The sequence below is a fragment of the Pseudomonas sp. GW823-FHT01D03 genome (genome assembly GCF_058798255.1).
Genome location: NZ_JBXAKK010000001.1, coordinates 5,028,803 through 5,042,058, shown reverse-complemented (window position 1 = coordinate 5,042,058; position 13,256 = coordinate 5,028,803). Strand labels below are relative to the sequence as shown.

The following is a 13,256-nucleotide window of genomic DNA, read 5'->3' as shown; positions in this document are numbered from 1 at the left end:
GCGGACATCTGCAACGCCGCCAACAGCAATTCGAACAAGAGCCGGCCATGACTGATCTGTCCCCACTTCCGGGTCCCGCAAGCGTTACCGTCGCGTCATTGGACGGGCGTTTTTTCCGCCCGCCGTTGCCCGACGGCTACGTCTTGCGACCACGTCTTTGCGAGCGCCTGCAGGCCGGGCTCGGAGGGCGCCTGTTGCTGGTCAGCGCCCCCGCCGGGTTCGGCAAGAGTTCGCTGGCGGTGGAGTTCTGTCAGAGTCTGCCGGCGCACTGGCAAAGTCTCTGGCTGGGATTGAGTCCGCGAGATAACGATCCAGGGCGCTTTCTCGAGCGCTTGCTGGAGGGGCTGCAGGACTACTTTCCGGAACTGGGCAGCCGTGCACTCGGCCTGTTGAAGATGCGCCAGCGCCATCAGCCGTTCGCGTTCGAAGAATGGCTCGATGGCTTGCTCGATGAACTGGCCCTGCAACTGCAACCAACCACGCCCTTATTGCTGGTGCTCGACGATTACCATCTCGCCCAAGGGCCGGTGCTTGACCGTTGCCTGCAGTTTTTCCTCAATCATTTGCCTGACGGCTTGCTGGTCATGGTCACCAGTCGACAGCGTCCGGACTGGCATCTGGCGCGTCTGCGCCTGTCGCGCCAGTTGCTCGAACTGCATGAGCAGGACTTGCGCCTGACCCACGATGAAGCCCTGACGCTGCTCGATCGACACAGCAGTTCATTGCGCGGCGAAGCCCTGGAAAACCTGATCCAGCGCAGCGAAGGCTGGGTGGCCGGACTGCGTTTCTGGTTGCTCGCGGCATCCGAAGCCGGCAGCGAGGCCGCGTTACCGCAAGCGCTGAATGGCGGGGAAGGGCTGATCCGCGACTATCTGCTGGAAGAAGTGATCGATTGCCTGCCCGCCGAGGTGCAGGCGTTTCTTTACGACACCGCACCGCAGGAGCGCTTTTGCAGCGAACTTTGCGACGCGGTGCGCGAAGCCCACGACAGCGCCGAAATCCTGCGGTTTCTGTTGGCGCACCAGGTGTTTCTGGTGCCACTGGACGAACACGGTCACTGGTATCGCTATCACCATTTGTTTTCCGATCTGCTGCGCAGCCGTCCCGTGACCCAGACGCTGGTGCCGGCGGCGACCCTGCACCTGCGCGCCTGCCGCTGGTTCAATGCTCAAGGGCTGCTCGACGAAGCGGTGGAGCAGGCCTTGCGCGCCGGCCATCTGGATGTCGCAGCGAATCTGGTGCAGAACCTGTCCGAGGAACAACTGCTCGCCGAGCAGAACGTGGGCATGCTGCTGCGCTGGAAAATGGACTTGCCCGACAGTCTGCTGATCAGCACGCCACGCTTGATCGTGCTCTATAGCTGGGCGCTCGGGCTGGCCTGTCAACTGGATGCCGCTGAAGAGCTGGCCAGCCATCTGAGTCGTTTTCTGCCGGCGCCTTCGGCCTCTGCGCAAAAGTCGATGCTGGCGCAATGGCTGGCGCTCAGCGGGATTATCGCCCGTGGGCGCGGGCATCGTGAATTGACTCAACGCTATTGCAGCGAGGCGCTGGAAAGTCTGCCAGTCAAACGTTATGGGCAACGCCTGATGTGCCTGTCGACCCTGTCCAATCTGGCGATTGCCGACGGCGACCTATGGCGCGCCCGAGGCTTGAATCGCGAATCCCTCGAGCTTGCGCAGCGGGTCGGCAATCCGCTGTTCGAAGCCTTGGCGCATTACGACCGGGCGCGGGTATTGCAGTCGCGCGGGGAAATTCTGCGCGCCCTGGATGAGGTGCATCAGGGCCTTGATCGTCTGCGCGGGCTGTCGGCGCAACGTCTGTACGCGGTGCGTGCGCGGCTGACGCTGTATGAAGGTTTTCTGCTGTCCATGCGCTTGCAACCGCAGCAGGCCCGGGCCCGATTGCTGAGTGGTCTGGCCGAAGCGCGGGCCTGCCGCGATATCAGCGTGTTGATCGGCCACTGCGTGATCGCCCGTCTGGACGGCAGCGTTGGCGAGTTCGCCAAGGCCTTCGCCGAGCTCGCCGAAGCCGAGCGTCTGATGCATATCTGGGATGTGCCGCCGATCTACTACCTGGCGATGATTACCCTGGTCAAATGCGAACTGTGGCTGGTGCAAGGCCGTACCGATCTGGCTGAAGCCTGGCTGGCGCGCCTGGGCCAGACCTACACCGGCGAACGTGCAGCGGCGCCACCGGAATTTCATCCACAGCTGCCGTTGCACGTCGAACTGCAGCAGGCGTTGCTCGATGTGATCAAAGGACAGCCGATGCTCGCCGAAGGACGCTTGAATGTGTTGCTGGAAAACGGTCAGCAAACCGGACGCCAGTTGCTGTGTGTGATGGCGCTGGCGCAGAAAGTGAATTTGTTGCTGAGCAGTGGCCGCGAATCCGAGGCACGCAAAGCATTGAACCAGGCGCTGGAAGCGGCCGCGGGCGGCGTGATACAGCCATTTGACGCACTGATCAGAGAACATCCTGACTGGTTGCGCAGCCAATTGCACAACTCACCGGCGTTGGCGGGACAACAGTTGCTGACGCATTTTCCGCAGGTGGCGACTCGTCCAGTGGTTGAGTGCGCCGCTGCCGAACAACTCAGCAGTCGCGAGCTGGCGGTGCTGCGTTTGATTGCCCAAGGCTGTTCCAATCAGGAAATCAGCGAGCAACTGTTCATTTCTCTGCATACGGTGAAAACCCATGCCAGCCATATCAACAGCAAGTTGGGGGTTGAGCGGCGTACGCAGGCGGTGGCCCGCGCCAAGGCGCTGGGGTTAATGATCTAGTCCCGCTAAAATCTTCGGCATCAGCGGTTTTCGCCGCCGTCGAATATTGATCAGGATTGCCCCATGACTGTTCCAGCGCCTGCGCTCATCCGCGAAACCTTCCCCGTCGGCCCGCTGCAATGCAACTGCACGATCATCGGCGACCCGATCACTAAAAAAGCCATCGTCGTCGATCCGGGCGGCAATCCTGACCTGATCATGGCGCGCCTCGATGCTCACGGTCTGAAAGTGGTCAGTATCATCCACACCCACGCGCATCTCGATCATTTCCTCGCTTCCGGGCAGATGAAGGAAAAGACTGGCGCGACCCTGCATCTGCACAAGGAAGACCAGTTCCTGTGGGACAACCTCGAAATGCAATGCCAGATGTTCGGTGTGCCGTACACGCCGGTGCCGTCGCCGGATCGCTGGTTGAGCGACGATGAAGAACTGGCCTGTGGCTGCGGTGTGGCGCTGCATACGCCGGGACATACACCCGGTTCCATGAGCTTTTGGTTTTCCGAGGCTAAGCTGTTGATTGCCGGCGACACGCTGTTTCGTCGCGGCGTAGGGCGCACGGATTTGTGGGGCGGCGATCAGGCGACCATCGTGCGATCGATCAAGCAGCGGCTGTACACGCTCGACGAAGACGCAATCGTGGTTGCCGGGCATGGCCCGGATACGCGTCTGGGGGATGAAATGCGCGAAAACCCGTTCGTGCGCGCCTAAACATTTTGTCATGAGCGTGCGGCGGAATTTTTCGGCATTGTCATGATCCAACGCCCGCACAGGTCTATTGCCTAGGGCCGCTGCCACACAGAATGCGAAAAAACCAGGAGCTCTTCATGTTCACCACGCCTCGTTTGATTATTGTTGCTACCGCTGTGGCCATGTTGGCCGGCTGCGCCTCGCCCAACCCGTATGACAATCAGGGGCAGGCCGACGGTGGCTCGCAAGGCATGAGCAAAACCGCCAAGTACGGCGGTCTCGGTGCGCTGGCTGGCGCCTTGGCGGGTGCCGCCATCGATCACAACAACCGTGGCAAGGGTGCCTTGATCGGCGCGGCGGTGGTGGGTGCCTCGGCGGCCGGTTACGGTTACTACGCCGACCAGCAAGAGAAAAAGCTGCGCGCCAGCATGGCCAACACCGGGGTTGAAGTGCAGCGTCAGGGCGATCAGATCAAGCTGATCATGCCGGGCAATATCACCTTCGCCACCGATTCGGCGAATATCGCTTCAAGTTTCTATCAGCCGCTGAACAACCTGGCGAACTCGCTGAAAGAGTTCAACCAGAACCAGATCGAAATCGTCGGCTACACCGACAGCACCGGCAGCCGCCAGCACAACATGGACCTGTCTCAGCGTCGTGCGCAGAGCGTGGCCACGTACCTGACCTCGCAGGGTGTCAGCGGTGCCAACCTGTCGGCCCGTGGCGCCGGCCCGGATAACCCGATTGCCAGCAACGGTGACGTCAATGGCCGCGCGCAGAACCGCCGCGTGGAGGTCAACCTGAAAGCGATTCCGGGCCAGCAGTATGGTGGTCAGCAGCAACAGCCGGGGACGGTTCAGCAGTATCCGTAAGTGAATGCTTGAGTGAAGAAATGCCCGGTCTTGTGACCGGGTATTTTTTTGGGTTGCCCGTGCTGGCCCTTTCGCGAGCAAGCCCGCTCCCACAGGGATGGATGTTGTTTACAAGGTCTGTGTTCACCACGTAACCCTGTGGGGCGGGCTGGCTCGCGAAGCGGCCGAACCAAGCACCCTCAAATCATCAGATACAAAAAAAGCCCCCGGACAACCGAATTGTCCGGGGGCTTTTTGCTTGCAGCGAAGACTGATTACTTCTTCAAGCCGTAATGCTCATCGAGCATGCCCGGCGAGTTCGGGGCTTTTGGCGCGTAGTCGCGTGGTGGCTCCTGATCGCGCGGCGGCGTCAGGCGTTCGCGCGGTGCCTGCGCGGCATCGGCGTGCAAAGCGGCGATCAGGCGTTGACGGGTCTGCTCGTCCAGGGCCAGGCGGTTGGCACCCTCGGCGAGATGATCCTGCACTTCCTGATAGCTCTGGGTCAGCTTCTTGACCAGCATCGCGGTGCTGTTGAAGTGGGTGACCACCTCGTTTTGATAGCTGTCGAAACGCTCCTGGATATCATCCAGCTGACGCTGCGTGCGGCTCGGCGCGGCATTCGGTGCGACGCGAGCGATCAGGAATCCAATGGCGACACCCACAACCAGGGCAAGAGTCGGTAACAACCAAACTAAGAGCGAGTGTTCCACGAGTCCTTCCTCTATAAACGGCTTTGCTTTACGTTAACGGCTCGAACCTGCGCTGTATACCGCGATTCACTCGCAATAGATTGGCACAGACAATTTGCTAGACGAGTCGACCCGATTCGAGGTCACGGAGTTCCTTCCTTGCTGATGCGTGAAACCCCTGTAGTCATTGCCGGCCCAGTCGGCCAAATCGAAGCGCTGTACCTCGATAACGAGCAGCCAATCGGCATCGCGCTGATCTGCCATCCGAACCCGGTGCAGGGCGGCACCATGCTCAACAAGGTCGTCTCGACCCTGCAGCGCACCGCGCGCGACGCAGGTTTGATTACCTTGCGTTTCAACTATCGCGGTGTCGGCGCCAGCGAAGGCTCCCACGACATGGGCAGCGGTGAAGTCGATGACGCCCAGGCTGTCGCAGCATGGCTACGGGAAAAGCATCCGGATCTGCCGCTGACCCTGTTCGGTTTCTCCTTCGGCGGATTTGTTGCAGCAAGTCTCGGCGGTCGTCTTGAAGCGCAGGGCGTGCAGCTCAAGCAGTTGTTCATGGTCGCGCCGGCGGTGATGCGTCTGGGCGATCAGGATCAACTGCCACAGCACGGCGAGCTGACCGTGATCCAGCCGGAAACCGACGAAGTGATCGATCCGCAGCTGGTCTATGACTGGTCGGAAAAACTCCAGCGTCCCCATCAGTTGCTGAAAGTGGCAGAATGCGGACACTTTTTTCATGGCAAGCTGACCGATCTCAAGGATCTGATCCTGCCGCGTCTCTCGAATTGATTGCAGTCTGACAAGCGATTACCCATGACGAACCGTACCCGTATCCTCACCGGCATCACCACCACCGGCACGCCGCACCTGGGCAACTACGCCGGCGCTATCCGCCCGGCGATCCTCGCCAGCCGCGACAGCAATGCCGATTCGTTCTATTTCCTGGCCGACTACCACGCCTTGATCAAATGCGATGACCCGCTGCGCATTCAGCGCTCGCGTCTGGAAATTGCCGCGACCTGGCTGGCCGGTGGCCTGGATGTCGATCGCGTGACCTTCTATCGCCAGTCCGACATCCCGGAAATCCCTGAACTGACCTGGCTGCTGACCTGCGTCGCCGCCAAGGGCCTGCTCAACCGGGCGCACGCTTACAAGGCCTCGGTGGACAAGAATGTCGAGAGCGGCGAAGACCCGGATGCCGGGATCACCATGGGCCTCTACAGCTACCCGGTGCTGATGGCAGCGGACATTCTGATGTTCAACGCGCACAAGGTGCCGGTCGGTCGCGACCAGATCCAGCATGTGGAAATGGCCCGTGACATCGGTCAGCGCTTCAACCACCTGTTCGGCCAGGGCAAAGAGTTCTTCACCATGCCTGAAGCGCTGATCGAGGAGAGCGTGGCGACCTTGCCCGGCCTCGACGGGCGCAAGATGTCGAAGAGCTACGACAACACCATCCCGCTGTTCTCCAGCGCCAAAGAGATGAAGGACGCGATCTCGCGGATCGTCACCGACTCCAAAGCGCCGGGCGAAGCCAAAGATCCGGACAACTCGCATCTGTTCACTCTGTTCCAGGCCTTCGCCACACCTGCGCAGGCGGACGAATTCCGCAGCGAACTGCTCGGCGGTCTGGGCTGGGGCGAGGCGAAGAATCGTCTGTTCCAGTTGCTCGACAATGAACTGGGTGAGTCCCGCGAGCGCTATCACCAACTGATCGAGCGCCCGGCGGATCTGGAAGACATCCTGCAACACGGCGCGCAAAAGGCTCGTGCGGTGGCGACGCCGTTCCTCAACGAACTGCGGGAAGCGGTTGGCCTGCGTTCGTTCGTCAATCAGGTGCAAGTCGCGGCGACCACCAAAAAGAAAGCCGTGAAAGCTGCACGTTTCGTCAGCTTCCGTGAAGACGACGGCAGCTTCCGCTTCCGTTTGCTGGCGGCCGATGGCGAGCAACTGCTGCTGTCGCGCAACTTCGCCGACGGCAAAACCGCCGGCCAGGTGACCAAGCAACTGCAAGCCGGTCAGGCGCTGGACATTCGCACTGAAGACCTGAGCTTCAGCGTTTGGCTGGAAGGTGAGTGCGTTGGTGACAGCCCGGCGTTTGCCGATGCTGCTGCGCGGGACGCCGCTATCGAAGCTTTGCGCGTAGCACTGACCCCGGTTCAGGACTAATCCGCGGCGCGGCCCGACCAAGGGCTGATTGCCATTCCTACGGGCCGTCGCTACAGTGACGGCCCGTTTTTGTTGCCTTGCTAACGAATTATGACGCCCCTAGAACGATATCAAGCTGATCTGAAACGCCCGGACTTCTTCCATGATGCCGCGCAGGAAACTGCCGTGCGTCATCTGCAGCGCCTGTACGACGATCTGATCGCGGCCGAGCAGAACAAGCCGGGTTTGCTGGGCAAGCTGTTTGGCAAGAAGGATCAGACGCCGGTCAAGGGCCTGTACTTCTGGGGCGGCGTGGGTCGCGGCAAGACTTACCTGGTCGACACCTTCTTTGAAGCGCTGCCGTTCAAGGAAAAGACCCGCACTCACTTCCACCGCTTCATGAAGCGTGTGCACGAAGAGATGAAAACCCTCGGCGGCGAGAAAAACCCGCTGACCATCATCGCCAAGCGCTTTGCGACCGAGTCGCGAGTGATCTGCTTCGATGAATTTTTCGTCTCGGACATCACCGACGCGATGATCCTCGGCACGCTGATGGAAGAGCTGTTCAAGAACGGCGTGACCCTGGTTGCGACCTCTAACATCGTTCCGGACGGCCTGTATAAGGACGGCCTGCAACGCGCACGCTTCCTGCCGGCCATCGCGTTGATCAAGCAGAACACCGAAATCGTCAACGTCGACAGCGGTGTCGACTATCGTCTGCGCCACCTCGAACAAGCGGAGCTGTTCCACTATCCGCTGGACGAAGCCGCGCATGAAAGCCTGCGCAAGAGCTTCAAGGCACTGACACCGGAATGCACGGCGGCGGTGGAAAACGATGTGCTGATCATCGAGAACCGCGAAATCCGTGCGCTGCGCACCTGCGACGACGTGGCCTGGTTCGACTTCCGCGAACTGTGCGACGGCCCGCGCAGCCAGAACGACTACATCGAACTGGGCAAGATCTTCCACGCGGTGCTGCTCAGCGGCGTCGAGCAGATGAGCGTCACCACCGACGACATCGCCCGGCGTTTCATCAACATGGTCGACGAGTTCTACGACCGTAACGTCAAGCTGATCATTTCTGCCGAAGTCGAGTTGAAAGACCTGTACACCGGCGGGCGCCTGAACTTCGAGTTCCAGCGTACGCTGAGCCGTCTGCTTGAAATGCAATCGCACGAGTTTCTGTCGCGGGCGCACAAGCCTTAAACAGATTCGGCATACAAAAAAGGGCCTGCATTTGCAGGCCCTTTTTTGTACGACGCGGTACCCCTGTGGGAGCGGGCTTGCTCGCGAATGCGGTGTGTCAGCTAAATAGATGCCGACTGAAAGTACGCTTTCGCGAGCAAGCCCGCTCCCACAGGGGTTTTGTGCGTGGGCAGCGAGTTACGCGGCCTGCTGAAACTGCTGCCGATACTGGTTCGGCGACAGCTCGGTGTGCTGGCGGAACAGCCGCGCAAAGAAGCTCGCATCGTCGTAGCCGACCTCATAACTGATGGTCTTGATGCTCTTGCGGCTGCCCGACAACAGACCCTTGGCGGTCTCGATGCGCAGGCGTTGCAGGTAGTGCAGCGGCTTGTCGCCAGTCGCGGTCTGGAAGCGGCGCATGAAGTTGCGGATGCTCATGCCGTGCTCGCGTGCCACGTCTTCGAAGCGGAACTTGTCGGCGAAATGCTCTTCGAGCCAGTGCTGGATCTGCAGGATGATCACGTCCTGGTGCAGCTTCTGCCCGCCGAAACCGATACGTCCCGGCGAATAGCTGCGTTGCACTTCATACAGAATGTCGCGGGCCACGGCCTGCGCCACGTTGGCGCCGCAGAAGCGTTCGATCAGGTAGATATAGAGGTCGCAGGCCGAAGTGGTGCCGCCGGCGCAATACAGATTGTCAGCGTCGGTCAGGTGCTTGTCCTGATTGAGGTACACCTTGGGGAAGCGTTCGGCGAAGGCATTGAAGAAACGCCAGTAGGTGGTCGCTTCCTTGCCGTTGAGCAGTCCGGCTTCGGCCAGCCAGAACACCCCGGTGGCTTCGCCGCAGAGGACGGCGCCGCGGGCATGCTGTTCGCGCAGCCACGGCAGAATCTGTGGGTAACGACCGCAAAGCGTTTCGAAGTCGTCCCAGAACGCCGGGAGGATGATGACGTCGGCGTTTTCCAGGCCGCCGTCCACCGGCATCATCACGTCACTGAAGCTGTTCACCGGTTTGCCGTCGGGGCTGACCAGGCGGGTTTCGAACGCCGGTGTCAGGCCGTGGCCCAGTTGTTTGCCGTAACGCAGGCTGGCCAGATGGAAGAAGTCCTTGGCCTGCATGAGAGTGGATGCGAAAACCCGGTCGATTGCCAGGATGCTGACGCGCCGCAAGGGCGTAGAGACTTGCTTGGACATAATTCAACTTTTGTTTTGTTTTTATAAGGGAAAGTGGTCACCAGACGGCTGGATCGTCTTATTTTTTGTCGGATGTGTCCAGTGTCCTGTGTCGGAGGTGAGGCTTAGTCTCTGAAGATCATATTCCTCCAACAAGAATGAAAGGTGCCGCATGATCCCCAGAACCTTGTTCAGTTCCGAGCACGAATTGTTCCGCGACAGCGTACGAACCTTCCTCGAAAAAGAGGCCGTGCCGTTCCATGCGCAATGGGAGAAACAAGGCCACATCGACCGCAAGCTGTGGAACAAGGCAGGGGAAGCGGGGATGCTCTGCTCGCACCTGCCGGAAGAATATGGCGGCCTGGGCGCGGACTTTTTGTACAGCGCGGTGGTGATTGAGGAGGTCGGTCGTCTCGGTCTGACCGGTATCGGTTTCTCGCTGCATTCGGACATCGTCGCGCCTTACATCCTGCATTACGGCAGCGAAGCGCTGAAGCAAAAATACCTGCCGAAACTGGTCTCTGGCGAGATGGTCAGCGCGATTGCCATGACCGAGCCGGGTGCCGGTTCCGACCTGCAAGGGGTCAAGACCACCGCCGTGCTGGATGGCGACGAGTACGTGATCAACGGCTCCAAGACCTTCATCACCAACGGCTTCCTCGCTGACCTGGTGATTGTGGTCGCCAAGACCGATCCGAAGGCCGGCGCCAAGGGCACCAGCCTGTTTGTAGTTGAGGCGAATACGCCGGGCTTCGAGAAGGGCAAACGCCTGGAGAAGGTCGGAATGAAGGCTCAGGACACGTCGGAATTGTTCTTCCAGGACGTACGCGTGCCGAAAGAAAACCTGTTGGGGCAGGCCGGGGCAGGGTTCGCTTATTTGATGCAGGAATTGCCACAGGAGCGGCTGACGGTAGCGATCGGCGGTCTGGCCTCAGCCGAAGCCGCGCTGAAATGGACGCTGGATTACACCCGTGATCGCAAGGCGTTTGGCAAGGCGATCGCCGACTTCCAGAACACGCGCTTCAAACTGGCGGAGATGGCTACCGAGATTCAGATCGGCCGGGTATTTGTCGACAAGTGCCTGGAACTGCACCTGCAAGGCAAGCTCGATGTTCCGACAGCAGCGATGGCCAAATACTGGGGCACCGACCTGCAATGCAAGGTGCTCGACGAGTGCGTGCAGTTGCATGGCGGCTACGGCTTCATGTGGGAATACCCGGTGGCCCGAGCTTGGGCGGATGCGCGCGTGCAGCGCATCTATGCCGGCACCAATGAAATCATGAAGGAGATCATTGCGCGGTCGCTTTGAAATTTGCAGTGAGTTGACTGGCCTCTTCGCGAGCAGGCTCGCTCCCACAAGGATCACGCTGTACCTGTGGGAGCGAGCCTGCTCGCGAAGCTTTTAGCGGTCGATCAAGGCGCCGGATTCGGATGATCCTTGTGAATCGCCTCGATTCCCGCCAGCACTTCATCGGAAAGTTTCAGATCAAAACTGGCAATGTTGCTGTCCAGTTGCGCAAGCGTCGTCGCACCAATGATGTTGCTGGTGACGAACGGTTGCTGGGTGACGAACGCCAGCGCCATTTGCGCCGGATCCAGACCGTGCTCACGAGCCAGGGCCACGTAACGGCTGCAGGCAGCCTCCGATTGCGGATTGAAATACCGGCTGAAGCGGCTGTAGAGGCTCAGGCGGCCTTTCGCTGGGCGCGCGCCACCCTCGTACTTGCCCGACAGAAAACCGAACGCCAGCGGCGAATAGGCGAGCAGGCCGCACTGTTCACGGATGGCGATTTCCGCCAGACCGATTTCGAAGCTGCGATTGAGCAGGTTGTACGGATTCTGGATCGACACCGCACGCGGCCAGCCACGGGCTTCGGCCAGCGCGAGGAAGCGCATGGTGCCCCACGGCGTCTCGTTGGACAGGCCGATATGGCGGATCTTGCCGGCCTTGACCTGCTCGTCGAGGGCTTCGAGCGTGTCTTCGAGCGGCGTCAGGTTGGCCTCGATCTTGTGCTTGTAGCCCAGCTGTCCGAAAAAGTTGGTGCTGCGCTCCGGCCAGTGCAACTGATACAGGTCGATGTAATCGGTCTGCAGGCGCTCGAGGCTGGCATCCACCGCGGCGGTGATGTGCTGGCGGTTGTGGCGCAGGTTTTTGTCGCGGATGTAGTCGATGGTGTTGCCGGGGCCGGCGATCTTGCTGGCGAGGATCCAGTCGGCACGGTCGCCGCGACGCTTGAAGTAATTGCCGATGTAACGTTCGGTGGTGGCATAGGTTTCGGCTTTCGGCGGCACCGGGTACATCTCGGCGGTGTCGATGAAATTGATCCCGGCTTCCTTGGCCCGTTCGATCTGGGCGAAGGCTTCAGCTTCAGTGTTTTGCTCGCCCCAGGTCATGGTGCCGAGGCAGATTGCACTCACGTTCAGGTCGGTACGGCCTAGCTGGCGATAGTCCATCGGGTGCTCCTTGGGCAAAACAATCATAAAAGCAGGTTGAAAATTTTTTCGCAATCTGCATAATTGCCGACCTCTTTCTGCAGTGGAAGTGATGCGCCGCCGCCGAAGAATCTTGCCGTTGAACGGACGCGCCGACCCGAGCCCCCGAAAGCGTCTGTATCCGGCTGCCTTTGACTTGTCAAAGTACGCACTATTCAGTAAGATCCGCCGTCTTATTTACAGGCGGCCCCTGAGGCTATAAAGAATGAAAACTTTTACTGCTAAACCGGAAACAGTAAAGCGCGACTGGTTTGTCGTCGACGCTGCTGGTCAGACCCTGGGTCGTCTGGCCACCGAAATCGCGAGCCGTCTGCGTGGCAAGCACAAGCCTGAGTACACTCCTCACGTTGACACCGGCGACTACATCGTCGTAATCAACGCCGAGCAGATCCGTGTAACCGGCGCTAAAACCACTGACAAAATGTACTACTCCCACTCCGGTTTCCCGGGCGGCATCAAGTCGATCAACTTTGAAAAGCTGATCGCCAAAGCCCCTGAGCGCGTGATCGAGACCGCGGTTAAAGGCATGCTGCCTAAGAACCCGCTGGGTCGTGACATGTACCGTAAGCTGAAAGTCTATGCGGGCGCTGCACACCCTCATACTGCTCAGCAGCCCCAAGAACTGAAGATTTAACGGAATAGTTCATTATGTCGGCGACTCAAAATTACGGCACTGGCCGTCGCAAGACCGCAACCGCACGCGTTTTCCTGCGTCCGGGTACTGGTAACATCTCCATCAACAACCGCTCCCTGGACTCGTTCTTCGGTCGCGAAACTGCCCGCATGGTAGTTCGTCAGCCGCTGGAACTGACCGAGACTGTCGAGAAGTTCGACATCTACGTCACTGTCATCGGTGGTGGTGTAAGTGGTCAGGCTGGCGCAATCCGCCACGGCATCACTCGCGCTCTGATGGACTACGACGAAACCCTGCGTAGCGCTCTGCGCAAAGCTGGCTTCGTTACTCGCGACGCCCGTGAAGTTGAACGTAAGAAAGTTGGTCTGCGTAAAGCGCGTAAGCGTCCGCAGTACTCGAAGCGTTAATTCGTTTCCACGTTCAAAAAAGAACGCCCGATTCCTCACGGAACCGGGCGTTTTTTTATGCCTGCGATTTATCAAAAGAATTGCGCTGTGACAACTTGCCACATTCGTAGACCCCCTATACTGCAAGGCTTGAGGGTGTGAGCTCCGGGTAATTCCCTTGTCAGAATTGGGGCTTTTCATTACCATCTCGGCAAAATTTTTAT

The 13,256-nt window shown here is 59.6% G+C and carries 12 protein-coding genes; 9 read left to right on the top strand and 3 right to left on the bottom strand.

Features of this window, described 5'->3' with window-relative positions; genetic code table 11:
* Window positions 1-47 precede the first annotated feature (47 nt).
* The 3 genes from AC1RBR_RS22235 to AC1RBR_RS22225 all read left to right on the top strand — a co-directional run bounded on the left by AC1RBR_RS22235 (window position 48) and on the right by AC1RBR_RS22225 (window position 4,339).
* The gene (locus tag AC1RBR_RS22235; RefSeq protein WP_443532555.1) at window positions 48-2,780 is read left to right on the top strand and encodes a winged helix-turn-helix domain-containing protein; all 2,733 of its coding nucleotides are present in this window, start codon (window positions 48-50) and stop codon (window positions 2,778-2,780) included.
* Between the two features lie 63 nt (window positions 2,781-2,843).
* Window positions 2,844-3,488, top strand: a complete 645-nt coding sequence (locus AC1RBR_RS22230) for an MBL fold metallo-hydrolase (RefSeq protein WP_027612196.1) — start codon at window positions 2,844-2,846, stop codon at window positions 3,486-3,488.
* Window positions 3,489-3,604: 116 nt separating this feature from the next.
* Window positions 3,605-4,339 carry a YiaD family glycine zipper/OmpA-like lipoprotein gene (locus tag AC1RBR_RS22225; protein ID WP_095136845.1) on the top strand — a complete coding sequence of 245 codons (735 nt, stop codon included), beginning with the start codon at window positions 3,605-3,607 and terminating at the stop codon, window positions 4,337-4,339.
* A 254-nt stretch (window positions 4,340-4,593) separates the two neighbouring features.
* Here the strand turns inward: AC1RBR_RS22225 and AC1RBR_RS22220 are convergent, their stop codons facing one another.
* Window positions 4,594-5,028 carry a Z-ring associated ZapG family protein gene (locus tag AC1RBR_RS22220; protein WP_007961596.1) on the bottom strand — a complete coding sequence of 145 codons (435 nt, stop codon included), beginning with the start codon at window positions 5,026-5,028 and terminating at the stop codon, window positions 4,594-4,596.
* A 144-nt stretch (window positions 5,029-5,172) separates the two neighbouring features.
* Between AC1RBR_RS22220 and AC1RBR_RS22215 the strand changes: the two genes are divergently transcribed.
* The 3 genes from AC1RBR_RS22215 to zapE all read left to right on the top strand — a co-directional run bounded on the left by AC1RBR_RS22215 (window position 5,173) and on the right by zapE (window position 8,367).
* Window positions 5,173-5,802 carry an alpha/beta hydrolase gene (locus AC1RBR_RS22215; protein ID WP_492566618.1) on the top strand — a complete coding sequence of 210 codons (630 nt, stop codon included), beginning with the start codon at window positions 5,173-5,175 and terminating at the stop codon, window positions 5,800-5,802.
* Window positions 5,803-5,826: 24 nt separating this feature from the next.
* Window positions 5,827-7,182 (top strand): tryptophan--tRNA ligase, encoded by a 1,356-nt coding sequence (locus tag AC1RBR_RS22210; RefSeq protein ID WP_492566616.1) that lies wholly within the window; start codon window positions 5,827-5,829, stop codon window positions 7,180-7,182.
* A 90-nt stretch (window positions 7,183-7,272) separates the two neighbouring features.
* Entirely contained in the window at window positions 7,273-8,367 is a 1,095-nt protein-coding gene (gene zapE, locus AC1RBR_RS22205; RefSeq protein WP_115984443.1) for a cell division protein ZapE, read from the top strand.
* Window positions 8,368-8,544: 177 nt separating this feature from the next.
* Here the strand turns inward: zapE and AC1RBR_RS22200 are convergent, their stop codons facing one another.
* Window positions 8,545-9,441: a GlxA family transcriptional regulator gene (locus AC1RBR_RS22200; protein WP_171061848.1), complete on the bottom strand. Its 897-nt coding sequence runs from the start codon at window positions 9,439-9,441 to the stop codon at window positions 8,545-8,547.
* Window positions 9,442-9,691: 250 nt separating this feature from the next.
* On the opposite strand from AC1RBR_RS22200, the gene AC1RBR_RS22195 reads away from it, so the two are divergent.
* On the top strand, window positions 9,692-10,828 hold the full coding sequence (locus AC1RBR_RS22195; RefSeq protein ID WP_007961611.1) for an acyl-CoA dehydrogenase family protein: 1,137 nt from the start codon (window positions 9,692-9,694) through the stop codon (window positions 10,826-10,828).
* A 104-nt stretch (window positions 10,829-10,932) separates the two neighbouring features.
* On the opposite strand, the gene AC1RBR_RS22190 is transcribed toward AC1RBR_RS22195, so the two are convergent.
* Window positions 10,933-11,973: an NADP(H)-dependent aldo-keto reductase gene (locus AC1RBR_RS22190; protein ID WP_492566613.1), complete on the bottom strand. Its 1,041-nt coding sequence runs from the start codon at window positions 11,971-11,973 to the stop codon at window positions 10,933-10,935.
* Window positions 11,974-12,217: 244 nt separating this feature from the next.
* On the opposite strand from AC1RBR_RS22190, the gene rplM reads away from it, so the two are divergent.
* Window positions 12,218-12,646 carry a 50S ribosomal protein L13 gene (rplM, locus tag AC1RBR_RS22185; protein WP_003228062.1) on the top strand — a complete coding sequence of 143 codons (429 nt, stop codon included), beginning with the start codon at window positions 12,218-12,220 and terminating at the stop codon, window positions 12,644-12,646.
* Window positions 12,647-12,660: 14 nt separating this feature from the next.
* Complete coding sequence (gene rpsI / locus AC1RBR_RS22180) at window positions 12,661-13,053, top strand: 30S ribosomal protein S9 (protein WP_007961615.1); 393 nt, start codon at window positions 12,661-12,663, stop codon at window positions 13,051-13,053.
* Window positions 13,054-13,256 lie beyond the last annotated feature (203 nt).